Source organism: Pigmentiphaga sp. GD03639, from assembly GCF_029845405.1.
Taxonomy (GTDB): Bacteria; Pseudomonadota; Gammaproteobacteria; order Burkholderiales; family Burkholderiaceae_B; genus Pigmentiphaga; species Pigmentiphaga daeguensis.
This window is the reverse complement of record NZ_JAOCLR010000017.1, coordinates 91,849-118,554: the sequence shown is the minus strand read 5'-3', so window position 1 is coordinate 118,554 and position 26,706 is coordinate 91,849. Positions and strand designations below refer to the sequence as shown.

Sequence of the window (26,706 nt, the reverse complement as noted above, 5' to 3'; positions counted from 1 at the left end):
GGCCGGGTTCTGCTCGAGCACCGCGATGCGCGCATGCGGCAGGCGCTGCTTGAGCAGGATGGACAGGAACAGCCCCGACGGGCCTCCACCGACGATGATGACCTTCATGGCGACTCCGGGTCGATGGCGAGGGTGTCCATGTCGAACGCGGCGATGCGGCCCGCCAGGCCGCCCGTCAGCGCGCCGTACCAGACGGCGGGCTTGAAGCCCAGCTCCTTGCGCCGGAACCGCAGGCCGGGCGTGCCATCGATGCGGGCGTAGCCGGCCGCGCCCCGGCCCACCGCATAGCCTCGGGCGCGCGCATCGTCCAGCAGCGGGGCGAACTCGGGCACGTCCAGCACGTACACCGACGCCACGCCGGCCGGCCGGTCCACGTCGTCCAGCGCCGCCGCCTTGCGCCGCCACACGGGCTCGATGCCGTCCAGGCGCTCGCCCTGCCCCGCCTCCAGCGCCATCGCGGCCTCCAGCGTACGGGCGGCATCGTCCGCATCGGCCTGGCCGAAGGGCCGCAACTGGGTGGTGATCTCGATGGGGTAGCCGTTGGGATCGTTGAAGTAGATGGACTCGATCACCTCGTGGCGGATCTGGTAGCGCAGCGGGATGCCCGCGGCTTCCACGCGCGCGCGCCACCGCAGCAGCTCGGCCTCGTCCGGCACCCGCCACGCGGTGTGCGTCGCGCGTTCCTGGTAATGGTCGCTCACGCGCAGCTTGTCCGGACGCTGCGTGCCGATGTAGTAGAAGAACGCGATGGTGCTGCCATTGCCGCTGTCGAAGAAGAAGTGCAGGAAGTCGGCATGGTCGCCCGGCCCCCAGCCGCGCGCGGAGATCGCGTGCACCAGCGGCAGGCCGAGCTGGTCGCGGTAGAAGCGCACCGTCTCGGACAGTTTCCAGGTGGGGCGGGCGGTATGGTGCACGCCGTGCAATCGCAGAGGGGAAAGCGCTTCGGTAGTCATGTCGGAAGTTCCTCGTTGCTGGGCGCGGCCTGCGCCAGGATGGCGGCGATCCGTTCCCGCAGGATCTGCTTGCTGAGCTTGCCGGAGGCCGAGAGCGGGAAATCCGCCAGGACCTCGATGCGTTCGGGCCACTTGAACTTGGCCAGCCCCTCGCCATGCAGGAAGCGGCCCAGTTCCTCGACGTCCGGCGCGTGCGCCGACGGCCGGAGCGTGGCGAACAGGCAGGCCTTTTCGCCGTAGACGGGATCGGGCATGCCGACCAGCGCGCAGTTCAGGATGGCGGGATGGCGGCTGACGACGCCTTCGACTTCCTCGGCGTTGATCTTCTCGCCGCCCCGGTCGATCACGTCCTTGATGCGGCCCTGGAAGAAGTAGTAGCGCCGCCCGTCCTCGATCCGGCTGGACATCAGGTCGCCCGAACGGTAATGGCCGTCCGCCGTGAAGCGGTGCGCATCCTCGGCGGCGGACTTGTAGTAGCCCTGGATGGTGTACGGGCCGCGGAACAGCGCTTCGCCGATCTCGCCGTCGGCCACCGGCTCTTCCGTGCCGGGGCGCACGATCTTCACTTCGTCGTGCTCGGATACCGGCCGGCCCACCGAACCGTCGTTCAGATGGGGCGGATCGTCTTCGCGCGTGAACATGATCACGCCTTCGGTCATGCCGAAGATGTGCCGTGCCGGCGATCCCGTCAGCCGCGCCATGCCGCCCGCGTTCTTCGAGGTGATGAAACGCCGGCGCGCCTTCTCGCGCTCGTCCGCCAGGGCCAGTTCTGGCGCGATGCGCGTCAGGATGGGACCCGGCGCGCCGAACCACGTGGGGCGATGGTCCCGGACCAGCGCACGCAGCGTTTCCTCGCCCAGGTCAGGGGCTACCGTGATCGCGCCGCCGCACAGCAGGAAGGGGCCGAAGCAGCAGCCCATGTTGAGGTTGTGCATGTACGGCGTGGGGAAGAACAGCACGTCGTCGCGGGTGTAGCCGTTGCAGGCGGCGACGGCCCGCATGTTGTACACGTATTCGCTCTGGAAGCGGGGGATGATCTTGGGCACGCCGGTCGTGCCGCCGGACAGCTGGAATACCGCGACCTGCCATGGGTCGTGCTCGATGTCCGCCAGCATCGCCCTGGCGCGCTCCCAGGGCATGGCATCGATCAGTTGGCGCAGCCCGTGCGCGCCGGCGCGCGGCTCGCCCCGCGCCTGCACGATGTGGCGCAGCGTGGGCACGGCTTCCTGCATCTCGCGCGCGAAGGCCACGTCGTCGAACCGGGCGTCGTCGCCCTGGACGAGATGCAGGCGGGCATCGGCCAGCTTCGCCAGGTAGCTCACTTCCAGTTTGCGGAAGGCCTGCAGGGCACAGATGGGAATCAGGCCGGCCTTCAGGCAGGCCAGGAAGGCCACCAGCAATTCGGCGCAATTGCCGCTCTGCAGCAGCACGCGGTCATGCCGGACCAGCCCCAGCGCCAGCATGGCGGCGCCCAGCCGGTCGCTGTCGCGGTCCAGGTCGCGGTAGCTCATCCTTAGCTGCGGCCCGACCAGCGCCAACCGGTCGGCATGCAGTGCGAGCGAGCGCGCGAACGCGCCAGCCAGCGTCTCGCCGCCCAGCAGTCCCAGCCGCGCGTAGCGGCGCAGGCGATCGGCATCGGGATAGCGCACGCCCTCGAGCCGGACCCTTGGTTCCACGTTCATCATGTCTGCGTCCATGTCATGCTTGAGCTGGGGCCTAGGCCATTTTTTCGCGCAGCCATTCGCCGACCGCGCGCCCGGCGATACGCTGGCCGGGCTCCTCGCCCGGGGCCAGCGCCAGGCCATGATGATTGCCGCGCACGCGCACGTGGCGCTTGTCGGCCGCCCCGATCTGCTCGTGGATCTTCCGTATGTCGGCCGGAAAGGTGCACTGGTCGCCGGTGTACTCCACCAGCAGCGTGGGCTGGGTGATGGCGCCCGCGGTCTTCTCCAGCGAAGCGTTGGACGACAGTCCCGACCAGGTGGACAGCCACGACTCGGGCGTGACCACCCGGGCGAATCCCACGCTGCCCCAGTTCGAGACCAGCGGACTCCTGCCCCACAACGATCCGGTCCTGCGGTCCGACGGATCGATGGAAATGTCCCACGAACGCAGGTCCGCGTCGGTGCGCCACACCTGGAAGATGGGCGCGTGCGCCGCGATCCGCTGCTCGGCCATCGACGCCCCGCCCGCCTTGACCTTCGCCCTGGCCTCGGCCTTGCGCCGCAGCATCTGCCGCGCGCGGGCATCGATGCGGGCGACGCGCTCGGCCTGGGCGGCACGGTAGCGCTGGACGAATGCGGGATCGTAGGACGCGGCGCCCGTCTCGGCATCGTAGCCGTTGTCCCGTGAGAAGGGATCCAGCGCGGGATCGGTCTCCAGGGGATCGTCCTCCGACACCACGGAAGGATCGATGCCCGCCATCAGCAGCCTTCCCTGCCCGGGATGCGGGGACAGCAGGATCATGCCGTCGGCGCGCGGCATCTCCAGCTCGGCCAGGGCGGTGGGCCGCCCTCCCGGGGTGCGGGCAATGCGCTGCCCGGCCGGCAGCGACGACTGCTGGTTGTACAGCGTGTACAGGCCGGCGCCGCCCGAGTTGCCCAAGAGCACGATGTTCTCGTAGCCCAGCGAACGCAGGTGCGCCATGCCGGCCGCCACGTCGAACAAGGCCACCTCATGCTCGAGCCGCAGGTCGTTGCCGATGGAACGCGATCCCTGCACCCAGCAGGCGCAGCCGGCGTCCAGCACATGAGGCACCATATAGTGCGTCACCGCCATTTCCCGCGGATGCATCAGCGACACGACCGTCTTGCCCGACTCGGCCGTGGTGAACAGGAAACCCAGTGTGCGCTGGCCGTCGGCCGTGCCCAACGCGTAGGGCACCACCTGGTAAGGCCGGCTCATCAGCCGTGGGTCCCACGACGCGCCTCTCATGCCGGCCGTGACGACCGGCTTGTCGGTAGTGGCCAAGGCAGTCTCCTCGAATTAAATATCACCCTGTCAATTAAATTATGCTTTATTTGATATCATGTCAATTATTTTCATCGTATGGCGATTCACCTTGTTACAGGCCCCATGATGGAGCGTGTATAGACTCGTTGTTCGAGCACCACGAGGTGATGCCTTGAGCTTCTCAGCCATGGACTCGGCCCGACTCCAGGCCGGGGAAAAAGAGCCCGGGACGGGCGAGACGGCAATGGGGGTCGGAAGCGATACGGACATCAGCTTCCGTATGTTCGTCAATGCCATCGAAGACTATGCGATCTTCATGCTGTCCCCCGACGGACGGGTGAGGACCTGGAACGCCGGCGCGGCCAAGATCAAGGGTTATGAAGCCGACGAAATCCTGGGCAAGCATTTTTCGGTCTTCTATAACGCCGAGGCCGTGGCGCGGGGCTGGCCGCGCTACGAGCTGGAAGAAGCCGCCCTGCATGGCCGCTTCGAGGACGAGGGCTGGCGCGTGCGCAAGGACGGCTCGACCTTCTGGGCCAATGTCGTCATTACCGCGCTGCGGGACGAGTCCGGCACCCTCAAGGGCTACGTCAAGATCACCCGGGACCTGAGCGAACGCCGCCGCCAGACCGAGGCGCTGCGGCAGAGCGAGGAACGGTTCAGGCTGCTGCTCGAAGGCGTGGAAGGCTACGCGATCTACATGCTCGACACCGAAGGCATGATCACGAGCTGGAACACCGGCGCCACGCAGATCACCGGCTACCGGCGGGACGAAGTCATCGGCCGGCACTTCTCCATGTTCCATCCCGCCGACGACGCGTCCCCCGAGAGCCCCGACCGGGTGCTGCGCATCGCCCAGGCCGAGGGCCGCTATGAAGAGGAAGGCTGGCGCCAGCGCAAGGACGCCTCGTTGTTCTGGGCGAACGTGACCACCACCGCCGTCTACGACGAGGCCGACCAGTTGCAGGGCTACGCCAAGATCATGCGCGACATGAGCGAGCGCAAGCGCCTGGAGGAACTGGAGCTGGCCAACCGGCGCATGAGCGAGTTCCTGGCCACCCTGGGCCATGAGCTGCGCAACCCGCTCGCCCCGGTGCGCAACGCCATCGGCATCCTGCAGAAGGACCTGGACATCGACCCCACCGTGGCCCGCTGCCGCGACATGATCGATCGCCAGATCACGCACCTGGCCCGGCTGGTCGACGACCTGCTGGACATCGGCCGCATCACCTCCGGCAAGATCGAGCTGCGCCTGGCGCCGGTGGACATGCGCACCATCATCGAACGCAGCATCGAATCGTCGCGTTTCCACACCGATGCCCGCGAACAGCGGATCGACGTGGACCTTCCCGCCGAGCCGCTGATGGTGAAGGGCGACATGACGCGGCTGGTGCAGGTGCTGCACAACCTGCTGCACAACGCCTCCAAGTTCTCGCCCCCGGGCACGGCCATCACCATACGCGCCTCCCGGCAAGGCCGGTCGGCGCTGATCGAGGTGGCCGACCAGGGCCGCGGCATGCCGGAACAGGCCCTGGATGCGGTCTTCCAGTTGTTCGTACAGGAAGACCGCGAGACCAACCCCACCGACAGCGGACTGGGCATAGGGTTGACGCTGTGCCGGTCGCTGGTACGCATGCACGGCGGCGCCATTTCCGCGTCCAGCCCCGGGCCCGGCCTCGGCAGCACGTTCACGGTCCGCCTGCCCCTGGACGAGCCGGCGCCGCCCGCGCGGGCCATGGCCACCAGCTCGCGCCGGACGTCGACCGCCAGGCGCATCCTGGTGCTGGACGACAACCGTGACTCGGCGGACAGCCTGGCCATGCTGCTGGAGATCAACGGCCACCAGGCGCGTCCGCTGTACACGGCGGAAGCCGCGCTGCGCATGGCGCCCAGCTTCCAGCCGCACATCGTCTTCATCGACCTGGCCATGCCCACCATGGACGGCTTCGCGGCGCTGCGGGCCCTGAAGGCCATCCCGCAACTGGCGCACACCGTCTTCATCGCCATGACCGGCTATGGGCAGGAAGAAGACAGGCAGCGCACGGCGCGAGCCGGCTTCGACATGCACCTGGTCAAGCCGCTGGACGTCTCCCAACTCGGACCCATTGTCGACGGGGTCGAGCCTGCCGTACCATCCGACGCTCCACCCAGCGCACCCGACGATGCAGGAACTTGCGATGAACAATGAACTTGTCTTCTACACCCACCCGATGTCCCGCGGCCGCATCGCGCGCTGGATGCTCGAAGAGGTCGGCCAGCCCTACCGTACCGAGGTGCTGGATTTCGCCACGACCATGAAGGGTCCGGAGTACCTGGCCATCAACCCCATGGGCAAGGTGCCCGCCATCCGCCACGGCGACGCCGTGGTCACCGAATCCGCGGCGATCTGCGCCTACCTGGCCGATGCCTTCCCGCAGGCGCAGCTCGCCCCGCCCCCGCACAGTCCGCTGCGCGGCGCCTACTACCGCTGGCTGTTCTTCTGTGCCGGCCCCGTGGAAGCGGCGGTCACCAACCAGGCACTGGGCATCAGCGTGCCGGAAGACCGGCGGCGCATGGTGGGCTACGGCTCGCTGGCCGAGGTGCTGGACGTGCTGGAGACGGCCGTGGCCGGCGAAGGCTACGTGGCGGGCGACGGTTTCACCGCGGCCGACGTCTACGTGGGCTCGCAGCTGGCCTGGGGCATGATGTTCGGCACGATAGAGAAGCGGCCGGCCTACCAGCGCTACGTGCAGCGCCTGACCAGCCGCCCGGCGGCGGTCCGCGCCCAGCGGATCGACGACGAGCTGGGCGCGGCCCTCCAGGCCGGCAAGGCCGGCTGACGGCAGCTAGCGCGCCACGTGCAGGAAATGCCGGTGGCGCTCGTACTGGTCCAGGATGTCGCCGATCACGGCGTCGCGGCTCCACCCCATGATGTCGTAGTCCTGGCCGCCCTCGCGCAGGTGGACCTCGGCCCGGAAGTACTTGCGCCCTTCTTCGTCGCGCACCTCGGCGGCGGTCAGGCCGGGACGCACGAAGGACTCCGGCCGCACGGCGTAGGAAAAATCCAGGGCCTCCTGGTGCACCACCTCCAGCGCCACCTCGCCTTCCTCGCCGTCGCGCACCCGCGCCTCGTAGCCCAGCTTCTGCAACTCCTCGACCACCGCCTCCATGGCCGGCCGCACCACGTCCGACAGGAAACGCAGCACATGGGCGCGGCGCGGCATCATGACCATGTTGCGCAGCCGCGATTCCCACGGCTCGCCGCCACCCGCCGGCCGTGAAAGCGCCAGCGACTGATGGTGGATGCGGCGCTTGGTGGCATCGAGCTTCAAGGCCTTGAACAACCCCCATACCGAGGCCAGCAGCACGATGGAGAACGGCAGCGCGCTGGCGATGGTCGCGGTCTGCAGCGCCTGCAGCCCGTCGGCCAGCAGCAGCGCCACGGCCACCACGCCGGTCAGCACCGACCAGAAGATGCGCTGCCACACCGGCGTGGACTCGGCGCCGCCCGAGGCCAGCAGGTCCACCACCAGGGCCCCCGAATCGGCCGAGGTCACGAAGAACACCACCACCATCGCGATGGCCAGCATGGAGATCGCGTGGCCCCAGGGATAGTGTTCAAGGAAGGCGAAGAGCGCCAGCGAACTGTCCGCCTTGACGGTGTCGGCCAGGCTGTCCAGGTGTTCGAACAGCACGAGATGGATGGCCGAGCCGCCGAACACCGTCATCCACAGGAAGGTGAAGCCGGTGGGCACCAGCAGCACGCCCATCACGAATTCGCGTATGGTCCTGCCGCGCGAGATGCGGGCGATGAACAGGCCCACGAACGGCGACCAGGCGATCCACCAGCCCCAGTAGAACAGCGTCCAGCCGCCTATCCAGTCCGTGGGGCGGTAGGCGTACAGGTTGAAGGTCTTGGCGACGATGTCCGACAGATAGGCGCCGGTGTTCTGCAGGAAGCTCTGGAACAGGAAGATGGTCGGTCCGACGGCCAGCACGAACAGCAGCAGGATCACGGCCAGGTACAGGTTGAGCTCGGACAGGATGCGGATGCCGCGATCCAGCCCGCTGGCCACCGACAGGGTGGCCAGGCCGCATGCGATGGCGATCAGGATGATCTGGGTGGCCGTGCCGATGGGCGTGCCGAACAGATGGTGCAGGCCGCTGTTGATCTGCGCCACCCCCAGCCCGAGCGAGGTCGCGACGCCGAACACGGTGCTGATGATGGCGAAAATGTCCACCGCGTTGCCCAGCGGACCGTGGATGCGGTCGCCGATGAAGGGGTACAGCGCGGACCGCAGCGTAAGCGGCAGGTTGTGGCGGTAGCTGAAATAGGCCAGGACCAGCGCCACCACCGCGTACAGCGACCAGGCATGCAGTCCCCAGTGGAAGAAGGTGATCTTCATGGCCTCGCGGGCCGCCGCCACCGTGCCCGCCTCGCCCACCGGCGGCGCCACCAGGTGCATGACGGGCTCGGCCACGCCGAAGAACATCAGGCCTATGCCCATGCCGGCCGAGAACAGCATCGCGAACCAGGTGAAGTTCCGGTAGTCGGGTTCGCTGTGGTCGGGACCGAGCTTGATGTTGCCGTAGCGGCTCACGGCCATGAACACGACCGACAGCAGGATGATGGCCACCGCCAGGATGTAGAACCAGCTCGCGTTGGTCAGTATCCACCGCTGTATCGTGTCGAAGACGTCCCCGACGATGCGCGGGGCGGAGACGGCGCAGACCACCAGCGCCAGGATGAAAGCGGCCGCGGTGAAGAACACTGGGCGATCTATCGTTGTTTTCATGAGGACTCCCCGTTGAACATGCATGCGCGCGCCAGGAACGCGCGCGGCGGGTATCGCCTGCCCCGCATTTTTTCACCCCTGGCCCCTTCCAGGCAAACGCCGTGCGTTAACCAGTTAACCGACAGCCCCGCGGTCCCCCCGCAGAATGGCGTCATTCAAGGTGGAGACTTGCGATGACTATCCTGCGTACCGCACTGGCCGCGCTGCTGGCCCTGGCCGCGACGCCCCCGGCCGCGGCGGCCGATTTCCCGGCCCACCCCATCAATCTGATCGTTCCTTTCGCCGCGGGCGGCACCACCGACCTGCTGGCCCGCACCGTGGCCGGCGGCATGAGCCGGCAACTGGGCCAGGCGGTGGTCGTCATCAACCGCCCGGGCGCCGGCACGGTGGTGGCCGCGCAATCGGTGGCCAAGGCGCCGGCCGACGGCTATACGCTGCTGGTTGCCAGTAACGCCACCCTGGCGATCAATCCCCTGCTGATGAAGGACGTGGGCTACTCGCCCACCGACTCCTTCGACCACGTCTCGCTGCTGGGCACCGTGCCCAACGTGGTGGTCGCCCGCCCCGATGCCCCGTGGACCACCCTGGTCCAGGCGCTGGACCAGGCGCGCGAGCGCCCCAAGGGCCTGGCCTATGGCTCCATGGGCGCCGGCACCTCGAACCACATCGGCATGGAGCTGGTAGGCCTGCAACGGTCGGCCACCCTGCTGCACGTGCCCTACAAGGGCAGCGCGCCGGCGCTGGTGGACCTGATGGGCGGCAACGTCGACGTGGTGGTGGACACGCTGGCCGCCACGCTGCCGCAGGTGCGCACCGGCAAGCTCAAGGCCCTTGCCATCCTGAGCGCCAAACGATCGCCGCTAGCGCCCGAGATCGGCACCGCGCAGGAACAGGGTGCGGGCGAGGTCGACCTGTATTCGTGGTTCGGCATCGTCGCGCCCGCCGGCACGCCGGCTCCGGTAGTCGAGCGCCTGAACGCCGCCGTGCGCGCAGCGCTGGCCGACCCCGGCGTCGCGGCGACCCTGAAGCAGGCCGCCATCGAGCCCGCGGGCTCGACGCCGGCCCGGTTCGCCGAGTTCGCCGCGCGCCAGCGCGAGCTGTATGCCCGTATCATCGAACGCACCCGGATCACGCTCAACTGACGCCCGCCATGCACCCCTACGTCTCGTTCATCAATCCCGACCGCCTGCCCGCCCCGAACGGCTTCACCCACGTCGCCATCGCCCCGGTGGACCGGCTGATCGTCGTCTCGGGCCAGGTGGCCTACGCGCCCGACGGCAGCATCGTCGGCAAGGGCGACCTGGCCGCCCAGACCCGGCAGGTGTTCGAGAACCTGGCGACGGCGCTCGAGGCCGCCGGTTCGGCGCTGGCCTATGCGGTCAAGCTCAACTACTTCGTGCGCGACCTGACCGAGGAAGCGGTGGCGACCATACGGCGCGTGCGCGCACCGTACCTGGACGCGGACCGGCCGCCGGCCAGCACGCTGGTGGGCGTGGCCGCGCTGGCCAAGCCCGACCTGCTGCTGGAGGTCGAGTGCCTGGCGCTGCTGCCGCCTCAGTACCCGTCCGAATAAAGCCGGGCCAGCCTGGCCACGTCGGGCACGCGCAGCCCGCCGCGCCTGCGCAGCACCAGGCCCGCGCGCTCCAGGGCTGCCAGCCGCAGGCTGGCCCAGGTGCGGCTGATGCCTGCCATCTTGGCCAGGTCCGCGCGCGTCACGCCCGCTATCTCGGCGCCATGCCCGTCGTAGCCGGGATCGGCCAGCGCCAGATCATGCAGGATGCGCGCCAGTTTCGCCGTGGCCGAATCCAGTACCCTGGGGCCGGCTCGCGCGATGCTGTGGGTCGCCAGCATGGCGGCCACGCGCGCCACGTTGATGGCGAAAACAGGCACGGCTTCCATCAGCGCAAGCAGGTCTGCCCGCTCCATGGCCAGCAACGACGCCGGCTCCAGCGCCTCGCACGAGATCGCGCGGGGCTGGTCCAGCAGCGTGCTCAGCAGCCCCAGGGTCTGCCCGGACGTCCAGACGGCGGTCGTGAACTCCTCGCCCGACGGCGCCAAATGATAGGTGCGCAACCGGCCCGCCCGTATCACCCACAGGCGCGGGCTGGGATCCCCCTGCGCGAACAGGCCCTGGCCGCGCGCCAGTTCGCGTGCCGTCATGCGGTCGAGCACGGCCCGCGCCTGCGTATCGGACAGGCGCTCGAACAACAGCGAAAAGGCGGTATGGGGCAATGCCATGGCGCATTCTTCTTGCCGCCCGCGGAAAAATCAACCGCACCCGGTTCCCGGGGATTCATTACACTGGCCGCGTAGCAGCACCCTGTCCTGTCGACCCATCGCGGAAACCACGATGCTTCAAACGTACGCGGAACGCTTGCTTGCCAATACCCTGGAAGACCTGGTCCGGCGCGGCACGCTGGATGTCACCCTGCCCGACGGCCGCCGCCTGGCCTTCGGCGACGGCACCTTGCCGCGCGCCGCCATCCGCTTCACCGACACCCGCGCCGTGCTGGCGCTGCTGATGGACCCCGACCTGCGCTTGGGCGAGCTGTTCATGGACCAGCGGCTGGTGGTCGACGAAGGCAGCATCTACGACGTGCTGGAACTGCTGCTGCGCGATGCCGACGCGGTGCGGCCCGGCGTCATGGTGCGCGTGCTGGACGCGATGCGCATGTCGATACGGCGCTTCCTGCAGAACAACCGCCCGGGCCGCGCGCGCGCCAACGTCGCCCACCACTACGACCTGGACGACCGCCTGTACTCGCTGTTCCTGGACGAGCAGCGGCAGTATTCCTGCGCCTATTTCGAGCACCCCGGGCAAGACCTGGAATCGGCCCAGCGGGCCAAGCAGCGCCACATCGCGGCCAAGCTGCTGGTCGAGCCCGGCCACCGCGTGCTCGACATCGGCTGCGGCTGGGGCGGCCTGACGCGCTACCTGGTCGAGGTCGCCGGCGCCGGGCACGCCACCGGCATCACGCTGTCCGAGGAACAACTGAAGGGCGCGCGCGAACTGGCCGCCCGCACCGCCCATCCCCAGGCCTACGACTACCGCCTGGAGGACTACCGCGCGACGCCCGGCCGCTTCGACCGTGTCGTGTCGGTGGGCATGTTCGAGCACGTGGGCGTGGGCTATCACGACGCCTTCTTCCGCAAATGCCACGAACTGCTGACGGACGACGGCGTGATGCTGTTGCATTTCATCGGCAACTCCGACGTCCCGGACTTCAACAATCCGTGGATAGAGAAGTACATCTTTCCCGGCGGCCACATCCCGTCGCTGTCGGAATTCACGCCCGCCATCGAACGCTCGGGCCTGGTCGTCACCGACATCGAGGTGCTGCGCCTGCACTACGCCAGCACGCTGCGCATCTGGCGCGAGCGCTTCCTGGCGCGCCGGGCCGAGGCCGTGGCGCTGTACGACGAACGCTTCGCCCGCATGTGGGAGTACTACCTGTCGATGTCGGAGACGGCGTTCCGCTACCAGGACATCGCCATCTTCCAGGTGCAACTGGCCAGGCGCCAGGAAAGCGTGCCGCTGACGCGGGACTACGTGGGCGAGCGGGAAGCCCGGCTGCGGGAAGCCGAGGCGCGCGCGGTCCTGCCGGGCCTCACGCCTTCAGGAACATGAACGCACTCATCGACACGCCCACCAGCACCACGATGGCCCGCATCACGACGGCGGGCACGCGGCGCGCCAACCGTGCGCCCGCGAATCCGCCCACCGTCGCGCCCACGGCCATCACGCCCGCCTCGCGCCATTGCACGAGCCCGCCGGCCACGTAGACCACGACGGCCACCACGGTCAGCACGCCGGACAGCAGGTTCTTGAGCCCATTGAGGGCGCTGAAATCGCCGCGCTTGGACATCCCGAACAGGGCCAGCAGCATGATGCCCACGCCGCCGTTGAAGTAGCCGCCATACAGGCTGACGGCGAAGAGGCCCGCCGCCGCCGCACCGGAAGACAACATCCGCCCGCGCGCCGCCCTCAGCATGATGGGCGCGCACAGGAACAGGGCGGTGGCGAACAGCAGCAGCCAGGGCGCCACGTTCCGGAAGACGGCGCCCGAGGTCCACAGCAACAGCAGTGCTCCCGCGCTCCCGCCCGCCAGCGCGATGCCCGACAGGCCCGCGAGCGAGCCGGATTCCGACCGCGCGATGTCGCGCCGCAGCGCCCAGGCGCCGGTCACATAGCCGGGCAGCAGCGCCAGCGTGCCGGTGGCGTTGGCAACCGCCGCGGGCATGCCCACGGAGACCAGGGCCGGGAGCGTGAGGAAGCTTCCCCCGCCCGCCGCGGCGTTGAGCATGCCCGCGCCGAAGGCGGCCGCCAACAGCAGCAGTTCCGACATGTATCCCCCCGGATCACCTGAGGCGCAGGCTGCGCAGCGGCGCGACGGCGCGCATGTCCACGCGCGGGTCGCGGCCGCTCGCCACGTCGGCGATGATGCGTCCGGTCAGCGCGGCCAGCGTCACGCCCAGATGGCCATGGCCGTAGGCCAGCAGGACGTGGGGCGCGGCCGGGGCCGTCCCCAGGATGGGACGGCTGTCGGGCACGGAAGGGCGCGGCCCCACCCATTTCGATACCGGTTCGGCATCCACTCCCTGGACGAAGCGTTCGAGTCCGTCGAACACCGGCGCCGCGCGCACGTGATCGGCCGGAGCATCGGCGTGCGTGAATTCCGCGACGCTCGCCATCCGGATGCCCGCCGCCATGGGCGTCAGCGCGACCTTGCGTTCCACCATCAGCACCGGCATGCGCAGCGGACTGCTGCCCGGCGCCAGCATGACGTGATAGCCGCGCTCGGCCACCAGCGGAATGTCCACGCCCAGCCCCCGCGCCAGCCGGTGGGACCAGGCGCCGGCGGCCAGCACCACGCGGTCGGCGCGCAGGCGCCCGTCCCGGGTCAGCACGCCACCGGCATCGATGCCGGTGGCCTGGGCGCGCACGATGCGCCCGCCCAGCGCCTCGACCCGGGCGGCCAGGCGCCGGGCCAGCATCAGTGTATCGGTGACGTATCCCATTCCCGGTATCGACATCGCGCCGCCGATGCGATCGGTCAGCGCGGGCTCCATGGCCCGCGCCTCGTCCACGTCGAGCGGCGTGCACGCGACCCCCAGGCTGCGCCGCAGCTCGTAGGCCCCCTGTGCCGCGCGCAGCGCCGCCTGCGACCCGAACACGTGCAGGGCGCCGGACCGGCGCACCAGGTCGTTGCCGCCGATGTCGTCCAGCACGGGCTGCCAGGCCTCCCAGGCCTGCGCCAGCATCGCGGCCGTGGCATGGGTCCCGACGCGCGCGCGCTCGGCGGTGCCCTGGGCGATGAAGCGTGCGAACCACGGGAGATGCCGGGCGGCATAGCCGGGCCGCACGATCAGCGGGCCCCGGGGATCGCGCAGCATCCGGACCGTCTGCCCCAGTATGCCGGGCGTGGCCTGCGGGAAGATGGAAGCGATGGCGATGTGGGCGGCGTTGCCGAAGCTCGCGCCCTCGCCCACGCCGCCGCGATCGATGACCGTCACGTCGTATCCGTCGCGCTGCAGGGCATGGGCGCAAGCCAGGCCCACCAGCCCCGCGCCCAGCACCACGATCGAACCGCGTGCCGATGCGCTCATGCGCCGCCTCCGGGCGCCGGTTCGTTGCGTAAGCCGCCCAGGCTGTCCGCGCGCAGCGCGCGCCACAGCACGCCCGCGGCCAGCACCGTGGCGCCGCGCAGATGGCCCTGGTCCACCAGCGCCCTCGTATCGGCGGGCGTCAGCAGCAGGCGCAGCGCGCTGTCGGGTTCGTCGAAGCCGGCGATCAGGCGCAGCGCGGGAATGCCCCAGGCGGCGAAGTTCGCGTGGTCGCTATTGGACATGAGCGGCAGATGGACGCCCAGGTCGCCTCCGGCCAGCGACGCCCCCGACCGGGCGAACCCGCCCAGCCGTTCGAAGCCCGACGTCAGCGCGGTCAGGCGCGGCGATCCCGCCAGCGAGTCGAGATTGACGTTGAGCGCCATCGCCGCGCGCCGCGCTTGCGCCAGCGCCGCCAGCCACTCGCGCGAGCCGTTCAGCGCCCATTCCTCGGCGCTGAACAGGCACACGGTCAGGCCCCGGCGCATGACGTGCATCCGCGGCGCGAACGCCCGGGCCAGCGCCATGGCCGCCGCCACGCCGGTCGCATTGTCCAGGGCGCTCTCGGCCAGGGGATGGCCGTCGATGTGGGCGGACAGCACCACGCGCTCGTCCGGGTGAGCGGCCTGCCCGGCCGGCAGGTCGAGCACCAGCGTGTCGGTACGCGCCTGCGGCAGGTCTTCGCCGCCGATGCACAGGCGGACGCGCGCCCCGGGCTGCCGCAGCGCCAGCCCGGCCTCGGCCGAGATGCCCATGGCCGGGATGCCCGGCCCGCCCCCGCGTCCCGAGGATCCCGACACCGGGCCTATTCCGGCCTCGGGCTGCACGACCAGTAGCGCGGCGGCGCCCGCCTGCTGCGCCGCGGCCAGCTTGACCCGGCGATGGACCGTCCGGGTGGAAAAGGGGTATTCGTGCTGCACCATCACCGCGTGCCCGCGCACCGCGTCGCCCGCGGCGGTGATCATGTCGGGCGTTCCGCGTCCCAGGTCCAGCACGGGCAGTTCGATGCCCTCTTCCGGCGTGAACGCCGTCCCCAGCAGCGGCACGGCCTCCAGTTGCCGGCCATCGGGCAGGCGCGTCAGCACCGCATGGTCGCACCGCCACCCGGCGTAAGGCGTGGACTCGCGCGCGACCGTTCCGAAAACGCTCAATTGCTGTTCGCACCAATCCTGCGCGGCGCGTTCGCTGGCGGTGCCCGCCATGCGTCCGCCATGCCGGCACAGGGCCTGGAAATCGGTCCACAACTCCTCGTCCCGCCGAAGGCGCGCGGCGACCTCGTCGAAGGCCGCCTGTTCGGCTGCCTGCGCGCCGATGTCGTCGCGCGTCATGCCAGGTGCTCGCCAAGGAAGTTCAGCGTACGCTGCTGTGCCAGGGCCGCCGATTCCGCGTGGTAGAGGTCGCGCTGATCGCAGTTGAAGCCATGCCCCGTGGCATAGAAATGCACGGCCACCTCGGGCGCGGCCCGGCCCGGCTCCATCATTTTTTCCTTGGACACCAGGTGATCGCGCTCGCCCCAATGCAGCATCATGGGGATGCGCGGCGTCGGCTCGATCACCGTTGGAATGGCGTTGCCGTAGTACGAGACCGCGCACGCGAATCCCGTGCCGCGCCCCGCCGTCACCCATGCCGCGGTGCCGCCCCAGCAGAAGCCGACGATGCCCACCTTGCCCGCCTGGGCCGCGAACGCGCCGGCAGCCTCGATGTCCTTGACCGCATCGTTCCAGTCGATCAGCTTCATCAGGGCCTGCCCCTTGCGGACGTCGTCGTCGCCGTAGCCCAGGTCCAGCCCGGGCTCCACCCGGTCGAAGACACTGGGCGCGATCGCGAGATAACCCCATCCGGCATAGCGGTCGGCCACGCTGCGTATGTGGCTGTTCACGCCGAAGATCTCGGGCAGGATGACGACGCCGGCGCGGGGCGTGCCCGCCGGCCGGGCCACGTAGCCGTCGAATTCGAAACCGTCCGCCGCGGTCAGGCGCATCCGTTCACCACTCATCTTGTATCCTCCTTGTTCTCACGAACACCTGTTGGTGCCGTCCATCAATCCACTTTGATACCGGCCCGCGTGGCCACGTCGCGCCAAGCGGCGAATTCCTTGCTCATCAGGCCGGCGAAGGCCGCCGCGTCGCGCGTCGACGGCGAGATGCCCAGCGCCGCGAAGCGTTCCACGATGGCGGGATCGCGCATGGCCGCCGTCACCGCCTTCGCGATACGGGCCGAGATGTCGGCGGGCAGCCCCGCCGGCGCGATCAGGCCCCACCAGTTCAGGACGTGCACGCCCTGCACCCCGAGGCGGTCGAAGGTGGGAATCTCGGGAAAATCCTTCAACGGCTCGGGCGAGGCGACGGCCAGCGGCCGCAGGCGGCCGCTCTTGACCAGCGGCATGCCGGAAGCGGTGCTGGTGAAGATGGCATCGACCTGCCCGGCGATCGTCTCGTTCATGGCGGGTCCCGATCCACGATACGGCACGCTCACCAGCGTGGTCTTGGTGCGCAGCTGCAGCAGTTCGGCCGCCAGGTGGCCCAGCGAGCCGGGGCCGGCGTTGGCGATGTTCACGGGGCGATCGTGCGCCTGCTTGAGGAACAACGGCAGGTCGGCCGCGCCCGAGGCCGGCACGAACAGCACCAGCGGCGCGGAGCCCACCTGGGCGATGGTGGAGAAATCCTTGGCCACGTCGTAGCCGGGCGACGTCTGGCGCACCGCGGCGTTGAGCACCAGCGCCACGTCGGCCAGCATGATCGTGTAGCCGTCCGGGGCGGATCGCGCCAGCTGCGTGGCGGCGATTGCCGTGTTGGCGCCGGCGCGGTTGATGACGACGACCGATACGCCCAGCTGCTTCTGGAGTTGCGGGGCCAGCGCCCGGACGACGATGTCCGAGGCGCCGCCGGGCGCGTAGGGCACGACGAACTCGATGGGCCTGGAGGGATAGGAATCGGCCAGGGCGGGGGCGGCAGCCACGGCGCCAGCCGCGCCCGCGATGCAAAGACGGAGAATGGAAAGGACGCGCATGTCACGGACGCCTGGAAGAATGAGAGGCGCCACATTAAGTTCCGCTCCAGGGAGGGTCAAACGAAAACTTCGGGACCCTCATTCCGCCATGGAATACCCCAAATCCAGATGCTTCTGTATGCGCATCTGCGTCGCTTCGGCTTCGGGCAGCATCCAGTCCAGGAACCGGTCCCGGGCGGCGCCATGCCCGGCGCCGGTGGGCAGCACGGCGTGATAGGCGTATCGCGTCCGCACGCATTCGCCCAGAGGCCGCACCAGGCGGCCGCTTTCGAGCTGGTCCAGTACCAGGAACAGCGGGCATATCGCCACGCCCAGCCCGGCCACCACCGCCGGGATCAGCACCGAGAACCCTTCGAACAGCAGGCCGGTGCCGGCGCGAGGCGTCCAGGCGGGCGCCGCCGCCGCGCTCCATTCCCTCCAGTCATAGCCCCGCTGCGCGCGGTGCAGCGCGGGCAGTGCCTGGACCTGCCGCAGCGTGGCGCGCGTGTCCCCCAGCAGATCGGGGCTGGCCACCAGCGCCATTTCGCGCCCCAGCAGGCGGATCGCCCGGGCATCGGGCCATCGTCCGGCGCCGACCCGGACCTCGACGTCGAAGCGCTCGGTCACCGGCGAGAAATCCGGCAGGCGCGGGCGGACCGCCAGGCGCGTGCCGGGCGCACGCTCGCGGAATCCCGGCAGGCGGGGAATGAGCCAGTACGACGCGAAGGCCGGGGACGCGGATATCTCCACCGCGGTGGCGGGCGCCTTTTCCCCGGCTACCTCCTGCGCGATCGCCCTGCCCTCCTGCAGCATGGCCAGCGCATCGCCGGCGTGCGCAAGATAGGCGTGGCCGGCGGGCGTCAGCGCCAGCAGCTTTCCCGAACGCACGAACAGCCGGCAGCCCAGTTGCTCTTCCAGCGCCTGAACCTGCTTGCTGACGGCGCTCTGGGTCAGGCACAGCGTATCGGCCGCGCGGGTGAAGCTGTTGCAGCGGGCGACTTCGATGAACGCGCGCAGGACCGGTATGGAAGGAATGTTCATGGTGTAGGACGCGAGCCGGAAAGCCGCCCCGGGGCCGTCGAACGCAGCCGCGGCGCCGCATAACATTTGCTTATCGATCGCGCCGAGAATTCGATTATGCCCCCGGACGCGAGACGACTCAGAATGGCTCCAGTCTAATCCAGAGCCATCCGGGAGCCTCCGATGCCCGACATCATCGGCGAGTACGTCGACCGCCTCGTCACGGTCGAGATGCGCAACCGCGCAATGAACCACAACATCATCGGCCCGATCTACGACCGGGCGCGCGCCGAAGGCGGCGGACGGCCGATCAGCGCGCGCGCCGCGCAGGCGCTGTTCGACCGCGTGCGGCCCGGCGACCGCGTCCTGATCGTGACCGGCGCCGGCTACGCGCCCGAGGCGCCCAACGGCGAGAGCGACGGCCCGCCCGGCGCGGCGGCCCTCGCCCATGCACTGTTCTGGGGCTTGCAGGCGGTGCCGGTGTTCGTGACCGAACCCTGCCACGCCCCACCGGTCGTGGCCAGCAGCCAGGCCGCGGGCATCATGGTGCGCGACTACGCGCTGTGCCGCGACCGCCGGATGGGCGCGGCGCTGTCCACCTCGCCCGAACGGCAGGACGAAGTACCGGACTGGGCCGCGGCGCTGCTGGACGACTGCCAGCCCCGGGCCATCGTGTCGATCGAACGCCTGGGGCCCAACGAGCACGGGCTGATCCACTATTCCACGGGCGTGCGGCCGCAGGAGTGCGTCGACCTCTCGCCGCTCTTCACGCAGGCCGCGCGGCGCGGGATCCTGTCCATCGGCATCGGCGACAACGGCAACGAGATCGGCTTTGGCCGGATCTTCGACTTCATGAAGTCCTTCCACCCCTACGGCCGGCGTTGCCAGTACGAAGGGGGAGTGGGCGTGCCCACCACGGTCGCCACCGACATCTTCCTGCCGGCCTCGATCTCCAACTGGGGCGCCTACGGCCTCTGCGCCATGCTGGCCTTCCTGTGCCGCCGGCTCGACGTCCTGCATACGCCGGCCATCGAACGCGACGTCCTGCGCGCCTGCCTGGACGCGGGTGGCTGGGAGATGCGCTATTGCACCTCGCGCTTCATCGTCGACGGCACCGAGGGCGAGAGTTCGATGGCGATCATCCAGCTTCTGCGCGACATGGTGCGCGTCAACATCGCGCCGCCCGACCGCGGGCTGTCCCACGGCACGCTCGACCGCTAGATTTCCCTACTTCGGAGAACCGACATGTCCGCTTCGTTCAGGCGCATCGCCGCCTGCCTTTCCCTCGCGCTGGGCGCGCTCGGCCCCGCCCACGCCCAGTCGCCCGCGGCCTCCTCCGGCCGGCCGCTGCGCATCGTCGTTCCCTACGCCTCGGGCGGCCTGGCCGACATCACGGCGCGGCTGTTGTCCGAGCACCTGGCCGCGCGGCTGCACCAGCCCGTGGTGGTGGAAAACAAGCCGGGCGCCAACGGCGCCATCGGCACCGCCCAGGTCGCCAAGGCCGCGCCCGACGGCAACACGCTGGTGTACGTCGTCAGCTCGCACGTCTTCGGCCGCGCCCTCATCCCCGACCTGCCGTTCGATCCCATCAAGGATTTCGCGCCCGTCACGCTGGCGACGCGCACCGCGATGGTGCTGGTGGCCTCGCCCTCGCTGCCGGTGAACAACGTGCCGGAACTGGTGGCCTACGTGCGCGCCCGGCCGAACCAGCTCGCCTTCGCCTCGGCCGGCAACGGCAGCAACGTCCACGTCTTCGGCCAGTGGTTCGCCGACCTGGCCGGGCTCAAGATGACCCACGTTCCCTACAAGGGCAGCGCGGCGGCGCACATGGACCTCATCGCGGGCCGCACGCAGATCGTGTTCGATACGCTGGGCGCGGTGCAGCCGCACGTGGCCGCGGGCAACCTCAAGATCCTGGCCGCCGGCGCCGAACGGCTCCCGAAGTATCCGGACATCCCCACGGTGGCCGAGGCCGGCTATCCCGGATTCCGCGCGGAGTCCTGGGGCGCCGTGCTGGCGCCCGCCGGCACCCCTGCCGCCCGCATCGACCAGCTCAATCGCGAGATCGTCGCGGCACTGAACCTGCCGGAGGTCCGCAAGCGCCTCGAGGACGCCGGCGCGCAGGTGGTCGGCAGCACGCCCGCCGAACTGGGCCAGACCCTGGTGGCCGAGGAGAAGAAATACGGAGATCTGATCCGCCGCATGGGGATACGGCTCGAATGACCCGGAAACCAGAAGGAGCATGTCCATGAAGGCCGTTTCCCTGTACGCGCCCTATGGCTGGAAGGCGAAGATCGGCCTGATCGTCCCATCCACCAACACCATCAACGAACCCGAGTTCTGGCGCATGGCGCCCGAGGGCGTGGGAGTGTTCACGGCCCGGGCCATGCTGCTGGGCAGCATGACCCAGGAATCCTACGTCGCCATGGCCGAAGCGACCCGGACGGCTGCGGACCAGCTGGCCACGGCCGAGGTCGACATCGTCGCCTACGGCTGCACCTCCGGGTCGTTCATGTGCCCCATGTCCGAGATCGTGGCGGACATACGCCAGCGGGCAGGCGCGCCGGCGCTGGCCGCCTCGGGGGCCGTGGTCGCCGCGCTGCGGGCGCTGGGCGTGCGCAACGTGGCCGTGGCCACGCCCTACGTGGAATTCGTCAACCGGCGCGAGCGGGAATTCCTGGAGGAGTACGGCTTCCGCGTGGCCTCGCTGCACGGCCTGGAACTGGGAGAGACGCAGGAGGAACGCCGCGGCATCGGCCGGGTCCCTCCCGAGGCCCTCTACCGGCTGGCCCGCCTGGCCGACCGCCCCGAGGCGGACGCCGTGTTCATTTCCTGCACCAACCTGGCTTCGCTGGGCGTGGTGGCGGCCCTGGAACGCGACCTGGGCAAGCCCGTCATCACCAGCAACCAGGCCTGCTTCTGGGCATGCCTGCGGCGCCTGGGGCTGAACGATGCGATCGGGGGCCATGGAAGGCTGCTCGAATCGTGCCTCGCGCCTATCGACGATTCGGCCTTCGAAGTATGATCGGCGCGTCCGAGCATCGATAACCGCATCGCCACCTTGGCACGCCCGCTGAACTTCCGCCAGCTCGAAGCATTCCGCGCCGTCATGCTGACCGGCAGCATGACGGCCGCCGGCCACGCGATGTCCATTTCGCAGCCCGCGGTCTCGCGGCTGATCCACGATCTCGAGCACGAGCTCAGGCTGGTGCTGTTCCAGCGCCAGGGCATACAGATCATTGCGACCGAAGCGGCGGTCCGGCTGTACAGCGAGGTGGAACGGCACTTCTCGGGCGCCGACCGGATCCGCGAGGCCGCGCGCGCGATCCGGCTGTCGACGGCCGGCTATCTGCACGTGGGGACGATGCCGAACCTCGCCTCGCATTGCCTGCCCGAGGCCATCGGCCTGCTGCTGCGGCACCACCCCGACGTCGTCGTTTCCGTCCATCCCGACAGCTCGATCAACCTCGTTTCCATGCTGCTCCACGCGCAGCTGGACATCGTGTTCGGCACGCTGCCGCCCGATCCGAGCGGACTGGAACACGACCCCTTTCCCTCGACCCAGGCGGTCTGCGTCATGCCTGCCGCCCATCCTCTCGCGCGCAAGAAACGGGTCACGGTCAACGATCTCGACGGCCAGGACTTCGTCGCGCTGGGCCAGGCGAGCCGCCAGCGCATCCAGCTCAACAATGCGATGCTGGCGGCCGGGGTACGGCCCAACATCCGCGTCGAGACCATGCACTCGTCCTCGGTGATCGGCTATGTGAGCCGCGGGATAGGGATCGCGGTCATCGATCCCATCGCCGTCATCGGCCACCACACGCCCAAGGTCGCCATCCGCCCCTTCACCCCTACGATATCGCTGGACTTCTCGGCCGTTTACCGCCGCAACGTGCCCCGGCCGGATGCCGCCGCCGCGCTTACCCGGGCGCTCGGGCAGGTGGTGCAGGAGAAGCTGGGGCAACTGGGCGCCGGGATCCCTGCGCGCCGCCCGCCGCGTGACGGGCAAGGATTAAAATGACGGCCCCCTCCCTAGATAGTCCCAGTCCAGATCATGTCCGAAGGCTTCACCACCCGCATCCTGCATAGCGACCGCCGCGGCTCGGTCGAGCATGGCGCCCTGCACAAACCCATGCACACCGCCTCCGCCTTCGGCTATGGCGACGCGCAAACCCTGGTCGACGTGTTCCAGGGCCGCAATCCGGGATACTCGTACGGCCGCCAGGGCAACCCCACCACCGCCGCGCTCGAGGCCAAGATCACCGAGATGGAGGACGGCATCGGCACCGTCTCCTTCTCGACCGGCATGGCCGCCATCGCCGCGGTGCTGACCACTCTGCTGCGCGAAGGCGACCACGTGGTCTCCAGCGGCTTCCTGTTCGGCAATACCAACAGCCTGTTCGCGACGATGAAGGGGCTGGGCGTGGAAATCGACTTCGTCGATGCCACCGACGCCGCCAACGTCGAGCGGGCGCTGCGCCCCAACACCCGCCTGGTGTTCGTCGAGACCATCGCCAATCCCCGCACGCAGGTGGCCGCGCTGGCCGAGATCGGCGTGCTGTGCAAGGCCCGCGGCGTGCTGTACGTGGTCGACAACACCATGACCTCGCCCTACCTGTTCCGTCCCAAGGCGGTCCAGGCCGACCTGAGCATCAACTCGCTCACCAAGTACATCTGCGGCCACGGCAACGCGCTGGGCGGCGCGGTCACGGACACCGGGCTGTTCGACTGGACCGCCTATCCCAACATCAGCCCGTCGTACCGCAACACCAAGCCGGCCATGCAGGGCCTGCAGCAGATCAAGAAGAAGGGCCTGCGCGACATGGGCGCCACCCTGGGTTCGGAGGCCGCCCACCGCATCGCGGCCGGCGCCGAGACCCTCAGCCTGCGCATGGAGCGCGCCTGCTCGACCGCCGCCGCGCTGGCCGCGCAACTGGCCGCCCATCCCAAGGTCAAGCGCGTCTATCACCCCAGCCTGCCCGACCACCCGCAGCACGAGCGCGCGCGCGCCCTGTTCAAGCGCGGCGGCGCCTTGCTGGCCTTCGAGCTGCTGGACGGAATCGATCCGGTGCATTTCCAGAACCAGTTGCGCGTGGTCATCTCGGCCACCCACCTGGGCGACAACCGCACGCTGGCCATCCCGGTGGCACAGACCATCTATTGGGAAATGGGCCCCGAGCGGCGGCGGGAGATGGACATCGCCGATTCGCTGATACGCGTTTCGGTCGGCATCGAGGATCCCGAGGACCTGCTGGGCGACTTCGCCCAGGCCTGCGACGCCGTCTAGGGCCTGGTCCCGCTAAAAGGAGGCTCGCCAGGAACGGGCCGCTGGCCCGCGGCGTCTTCGTTCACGCCGCGTATCGCCGCGATCAGCGTCGCGGCCCGGTAGGGCTTGGTCACGTGGGCCTGGAAACCGCTTGCGAGCGCCCGCCTGCGGTCATCCTCGCGCGCCAGGGCGGTCACCGCCACCGCGCGCAAGGCCGCGCCGTCCAGGCCCATGCCCTTGCGCACCGACTCGATCAACTGATAGCCATCCATGCCCGGCATGCCTATGTCGGCCACCAGCGCGGAATAGAAACCGGCCCCGCGCTCGGCCAGTTCCTCGAGCGCGGCGTAGGCCGAGGTCACGCCCGTGACCTCGGCGCCGTACTCGCGCAGCAGGTGGGTCAGGTACTCCAGCATGTCCGGCTGGTCCTCCACGGCCAGGATGAGCTGGCCCGCCAGGCTGTCGGCATGCAGCAGGTCCCCCTTCTCGCCCTGGATGTCGCCGGTCTCGGAAGCGATGAGCGGCGACCGGTACACGGGCAGGCTGACCGTGAAGCAGGCGCCGCGGTTCATGCCCTCGCTCTCGGCCCACACTTCGCCGCCGTGCATTTCCACCAGCTGCTTGACGATGGACAGGCCCAGCCCCAGGCCGCCGTAGCGCCGCGAGGTCGAACCGTCGGCCTGGCGGAAGCGGTCGAACAGGTGGGGCAGGAAATCGGGCTCGATGCCCACGCCGCTGTCGGCCACCGAGATCTCGAACCGCGTATCGGTACGGCGAGCCGCGATGCTGATCCGGCCGTTGGGCGGCGTGAACTTGATCGCGTTGGACAGCAGGTTCCAAAAGATTTGTTGCAATCGCGCGGGGTCCGCCAGGACCAGGCAAACCTCGAAGCTGTGCTGGAATTCCAGCCGTATCCCCTTGCTCTGCATGGACGGCTCGCTGGACTGCACGACCCGCGCAACCTGCTCGAAGCCATCCAGGGGTTCCAGGTCGAGCTTGATCTTGCCCAGGAAGATCGCGCTCATGTCGAGCATGTCGGAAATCAGCGTGGCCTGGGTGCGGGCGCTTTGCAATATGGTCGAGAGGCCCTTGCGCAATTGCTCGTTGTCGGGCGCCCGCTTGAGCAGCAGCTGGCTCCAGCCGATGATGACCGACAGCGGCGTGCGCAGTTCGTGCGACAGCGTGGCCAGGAATTCGTCCTTCATGCGGGTGGCGGCCTCGGCGTCGTGCCGGGCGGCGCGCTCGGCCTCCAGCAACTGCTCGCGCTGTGCTTCCATGACGTAGCGCTCGGTGATGTCGCTGAACAGCACGGCGACGGTCGCCTCGTCGGGTTCCCCCAGGCGGAACGCATAGACGTCGAACCAGCGCTCCAGCGTTTCGGCATGATGTTCGAAGCGCGCCGGCTGGCCGGTCAGCGCGACGTCGCCATAGATCTGGTACCAGTGTTCCTCGTGGTCGGGAGACAGCTCCCGCATGCGCTTGCCCAGCGCATGGCGCAGGCCGGTGTGGGCCTCGAAGGCGGGATTGATCTCAAGGAAGCGATAATCGACCGGCTTGCCGTTGTCGAAGATCATCTGCAGGACGCAGAATCCCTGGTCGATGGATTCGAACAATTGCCGGTAGCGGTCCTCGCTGCGCCGCAAGGCGTCAGCGGCGGCCTGGTCGTCCAGGCGGCGCTGGCCCCGGAACCTGTAGGACGCGATATCCCACGGCTGCATACGCGTCGTTGCTCCCATCCGCTGGTTGGCCATCGATGGCGAAGTGTACCCGTGCGCGCGTGGCCTCCTCGGGGAGCATGTGTTTCAAGGCATGACCCTTGTGAGTCCGGCGCGGCCCGGCGGCCGGGCCGCGCCGGGGATGCTAGCATCCCGCCCATCGGGCCTCGCCCCGCCCTGCGCCATCCGCCGTGAACGCTCCCACCGATACCCATTCCGTCACCCTCGATCCGCAGCAATGGACCTTCGCCGCCGGCGAGGACGAGAGCCTGTTCCAGGCCGCGCGGCGCGCCGGGATACGGCTGCCCACCATCTGCCGCAACGGCACCTGCCGGACCTGTTTTTCGCGCATGGAAAGCGGCAGCGTCCGCTATCTGGTCGAATGGCCGGGCCTGAGCGCGCAGGAAAAGCAGGAAGGCTTCATCCTGCCCTGCGTGGCGGTGGCCACCTCGCCCATCGTCATGGTGAACCCGCACGCCGAGAAGACCGCCGACGCGGCGGGCTGACGCCCACGCCCGTATCCATGAACAGCTCGGCCAGGGTCTGGCGCAGCCAGGCGTGGCCGGGATCGCGGTGGAAGCGCGCGTGCCAGTACTGATTGACCGCATAGCGCTCGATCGGAATGGGGGGCGCGTGCACGCGCAGCCCTTCCTGCCGCGCCACGATCCCGCCCAGGAGGCTCGGCACCGTGGCGACGAAGTCGGTCTGCGCGATGATTGCCGCCAGGCCCAGGTAGCTGGGCAGCCGCAGCACCACCTGCCGCTCCAGCCCGGCACGGCGGATGGCCTGCTCCACGATCAACTGGCTGGTGGTCGAGGGCGAGACGTCGACGTGGCCTTCGCGGGCGAAATCGGCACGCGTGAAGGTGCGGCCGATGCGCGGATGGCGCGGTCCCGCCACGCACACGAAGTCCTGCTCGAACAGCCGCTGGCGGTAGAAGCCGGCATCCAGCTGCGGCATGAAGCCTATGGACAGGTCGGCTTCGCCGCTTTCCATGCGCGCCGGGGTGTCGGGCCCGATACGGAAGATCTCGATGCGCACGGCGGGCGCCACGTCGCGCAGGCGGTTGACGATGCGCGGCAGCAGCACGATGTGGCTGATGTCCGTCATGCACAGGCGGAAGACGCGATCGGAGGCCGCCGGCAGGAAGACGGCAGGCTCGAGCAGCGCCTGCATCGCGGCCAGCGCGGCGGCCACGCGGCCTTCGAGTTCCAGCGCGCGCGCCGTGGGCTCCATGCCCGAGGTGGTGCGCACGAACAGCGGATCGTCGAACAGTTCGCGCAGTTTCGCCAGGAAAAAACTCATCGTCGACTGGCTCATGCCCATGCGCTCGGCAGCGGCCGAGACGCTGCCGGTGCGGCGGATCTCGTCGAACACGCGCAGCAGCTTCGTATCGATATTCTCCAATTTTCTTATTGATCCATATCGATAAA

Annotated in this window: 24 protein-coding genes; 11 read left to right on the top strand and 13 right to left on the bottom strand. The window is 69.2% G+C overall.

What is annotated here, in order from left to right; all coding sequences use genetic code 11:
• Positions 1-104: 104 nt before the first annotated feature.
• Genes N5K27_RS18235 through N5K27_RS18225 form a run of 3 tightly spaced genes read right to left on the bottom strand, consistent with a single transcriptional unit; the run spans position 105 to position 3,857 of the window.
• Positions 105-953, bottom strand: coding sequence for a VOC family protein (locus tag N5K27_RS18235; protein ID WP_087838047.1), 849 nt, complete (start codon positions 951-953; stop codon positions 105-107).
• Positions 950-2,638, bottom strand: a complete 1,689-nt coding sequence (locus N5K27_RS18230) for an AMP-binding protein (protein ID WP_087838048.1) — start codon at positions 2,636-2,638, stop codon at positions 950-952. The genes N5K27_RS18235 and N5K27_RS18230 overlap by 4 nt, the downstream gene beginning before the upstream one ends.
• 31 nt (positions 2,639-2,669) lie before the next feature.
• Positions 2,670-3,857, bottom strand: a complete 1,188-nt coding sequence (locus N5K27_RS18225; RefSeq protein ID WP_087838049.1) for an alpha/beta hydrolase — start codon at positions 3,855-3,857, stop codon at positions 2,670-2,672.
• Between the two features lie 292 nt (positions 3,858-4,149).
• Between N5K27_RS18225 and N5K27_RS18220 the strand changes: the two genes are divergently transcribed.
• The gene (locus tag N5K27_RS18220; RefSeq protein ID WP_254914571.1) at positions 4,150-6,093 is read left to right on the top strand and encodes a PAS domain S-box protein; all 1,944 of its coding nucleotides are present in this window, start codon (positions 4,150-4,152) and stop codon (positions 6,091-6,093) included.
• On the top strand, positions 6,083-6,724 hold the full coding sequence (locus N5K27_RS18215; protein ID WP_087838050.1) for a glutathione S-transferase family protein: 642 nt from the start codon (positions 6,083-6,085) through the stop codon (positions 6,722-6,724). Before N5K27_RS18220 ends, N5K27_RS18215 begins: the two co-directional genes overlap by 11 nt.
• 6 nt (positions 6,725-6,730) lie before the next feature.
• Here N5K27_RS18215 and betT read toward each other — a convergent pair whose 3' ends face one another.
• Positions 6,731-8,680: a choline BCCT transporter BetT gene (gene betT, locus N5K27_RS18210; protein ID WP_087838051.1), complete on the bottom strand. Its 1,950-nt coding sequence runs from the start codon at positions 8,678-8,680 to the stop codon at positions 6,731-6,733.
• A 173-nt stretch (positions 8,681-8,853) separates the two neighbouring features.
• Between betT and N5K27_RS18205 the strand changes: the two genes are divergently transcribed.
• Positions 8,854-9,822: a tripartite tricarboxylate transporter substrate binding protein gene (locus tag N5K27_RS18205; RefSeq protein ID WP_279817948.1), complete on the top strand. Its 969-nt coding sequence runs from the start codon at positions 8,854-8,856 to the stop codon at positions 9,820-9,822.
• Between the two features lie 8 nt (positions 9,823-9,830).
• A complete protein-coding gene (locus N5K27_RS18200; RefSeq protein ID WP_087838053.1) occupies positions 9,831-10,253 on the top strand; it encodes a RidA family protein in 423 nt (140 codons plus the stop codon).
• Here the strand turns inward: N5K27_RS18200 and N5K27_RS18195 are convergent.
• The gene (locus tag N5K27_RS18195; protein WP_087838054.1) at positions 10,235-10,918 is read right to left on the bottom strand and encodes a Crp/Fnr family transcriptional regulator; all 684 of its coding nucleotides are present in this window, start codon (positions 10,916-10,918) and stop codon (positions 10,235-10,237) included. The two genes, N5K27_RS18200 and N5K27_RS18195, sit on opposite strands and share 19 nt — an antisense overlap.
• Before the next feature lie 112 nt (positions 10,919-11,030).
• On the opposite strand from N5K27_RS18195, the gene N5K27_RS18190 reads away from it, so the two are divergent.
• On the top strand, positions 11,031-12,308 hold the full coding sequence (locus N5K27_RS18190; protein ID WP_279817946.1) for a cyclopropane-fatty-acyl-phospholipid synthase family protein: 1,278 nt from the start codon (positions 11,031-11,033) through the stop codon (positions 12,306-12,308).
• On the opposite strand, the gene N5K27_RS18185 is transcribed toward N5K27_RS18190, so the two are convergent.
• The 6 genes from N5K27_RS18185 to N5K27_RS18160 all read right to left on the bottom strand — a co-directional run bounded on the left by N5K27_RS18185 (position 12,289) and on the right by N5K27_RS18160 (position 18,313).
• On the bottom strand, positions 12,289-13,026 hold the full coding sequence (locus N5K27_RS18185) for a sulfite exporter TauE/SafE family protein (protein WP_087838056.1): 738 nt from the start codon (positions 13,024-13,026) through the stop codon (positions 12,289-12,291). The two genes, N5K27_RS18190 and N5K27_RS18185, sit on opposite strands and share 20 nt — an antisense overlap.
• 13 nt (positions 13,027-13,039) lie before the next feature.
• Positions 13,040-14,287, bottom strand: coding sequence for an FAD-dependent oxidoreductase (locus N5K27_RS18180; protein WP_087838057.1), 1,248 nt, complete (start codon positions 14,285-14,287; stop codon positions 13,040-13,042).
• Positions 14,284-15,612 (bottom strand): M28 family peptidase, encoded by a 1,329-nt coding sequence (locus N5K27_RS18175; RefSeq protein WP_279817944.1) that lies wholly within the window; start codon positions 15,610-15,612, stop codon positions 14,284-14,286. The genes N5K27_RS18180 and N5K27_RS18175 overlap by 4 nt, the downstream gene beginning before the upstream one ends.
• Entirely contained in the window at positions 15,609-16,280 is a 672-nt protein-coding gene (locus N5K27_RS18170; RefSeq protein WP_279817943.1) for a dienelactone hydrolase family protein, read from the bottom strand. Before N5K27_RS18170 ends, N5K27_RS18175 begins: the two co-directional genes overlap by 4 nt.
• Positions 16,281-16,324: 44 nt before the next feature.
• Positions 16,325-17,293 (bottom strand): tripartite tricarboxylate transporter substrate-binding protein, encoded by a 969-nt coding sequence (locus tag N5K27_RS18165; RefSeq protein ID WP_279817941.1) that lies wholly within the window; start codon positions 17,291-17,293, stop codon positions 16,325-16,327.
• A 78-nt stretch (positions 17,294-17,371) separates the two neighbouring features.
• Entirely contained in the window at positions 17,372-18,313 is a 942-nt protein-coding gene (locus tag N5K27_RS18160; RefSeq protein ID WP_176400684.1) for a LysR substrate-binding domain-containing protein, read from the bottom strand.
• Between the two features lie 162 nt (positions 18,314-18,475).
• Between N5K27_RS18160 and N5K27_RS18155 the strand changes: the two genes are divergently transcribed.
• Genes N5K27_RS18155 through N5K27_RS18135 form a run of 5 tightly spaced genes read left to right on the top strand, consistent with a single transcriptional unit; the run spans position 18,476 to position 23,579 of the window.
• Positions 18,476-19,513, top strand: coding sequence for a glutamate cyclase domain-containing protein (locus tag N5K27_RS18155; RefSeq protein WP_132979523.1), 1,038 nt, complete (start codon positions 18,476-18,478; stop codon positions 19,511-19,513).
• A gap of 24 nt (positions 19,514-19,537) precedes the next feature.
• Entirely contained in the window at positions 19,538-20,515 is a 978-nt protein-coding gene (locus N5K27_RS18150) for a tripartite tricarboxylate transporter substrate binding protein (RefSeq protein WP_087838063.1), read from the top strand.
• 25 nt (positions 20,516-20,540) lie between these two features.
• Positions 20,541-21,317: an aspartate/glutamate racemase family protein gene (locus tag N5K27_RS18145; RefSeq protein ID WP_243724476.1), complete on the top strand. Its 777-nt coding sequence runs from the start codon at positions 20,541-20,543 to the stop codon at positions 21,315-21,317.
• A 36-nt stretch (positions 21,318-21,353) separates the two neighbouring features.
• Positions 21,354-22,313, top strand: a complete 960-nt coding sequence (locus N5K27_RS18140) for a LysR family transcriptional regulator (RefSeq protein ID WP_279817936.1) — start codon at positions 21,354-21,356, stop codon at positions 22,311-22,313.
• A gap of 33 nt (positions 22,314-22,346) precedes the next feature.
• Positions 22,347-23,579 (top strand): cystathionine gamma-synthase family protein, encoded by a 1,233-nt coding sequence (locus N5K27_RS18135; RefSeq protein ID WP_087838066.1) that lies wholly within the window; start codon positions 22,347-22,349, stop codon positions 23,577-23,579.
• Here the strand turns inward: N5K27_RS18135 and N5K27_RS18130 are convergent.
• Positions 23,576-25,276 carry an ATP-binding protein gene (locus N5K27_RS18130; protein ID WP_087838067.1) on the bottom strand — a complete coding sequence of 567 codons (1,701 nt, stop codon included), beginning with the start codon at positions 25,274-25,276 and terminating at the stop codon, positions 23,576-23,578. The two genes, N5K27_RS18135 and N5K27_RS18130, sit on opposite strands and share 4 nt — an antisense overlap.
• Positions 25,277-25,464: 188 nt before the next feature.
• On the opposite strand from N5K27_RS18130, the gene N5K27_RS18125 reads away from it, so the two are divergent.
• Complete coding sequence (locus N5K27_RS18125) at positions 25,465-25,779, top strand: 2Fe-2S iron-sulfur cluster-binding protein (protein ID WP_087838068.1); 315 nt, start codon at positions 25,465-25,467, stop codon at positions 25,777-25,779.
• Here N5K27_RS18125 and N5K27_RS18120 read toward each other — a convergent pair.
• The gene (locus N5K27_RS18120) at positions 25,733-26,680 is read right to left on the bottom strand and encodes a LysR family transcriptional regulator (RefSeq protein ID WP_087838069.1); all 948 of its coding nucleotides are present in this window, start codon (positions 26,678-26,680) and stop codon (positions 25,733-25,735) included. The genes N5K27_RS18125 and N5K27_RS18120 overlap by 47 nt on opposite strands.
• Between the last annotated feature and the right edge of the window lie 26 nt (positions 26,681-26,706).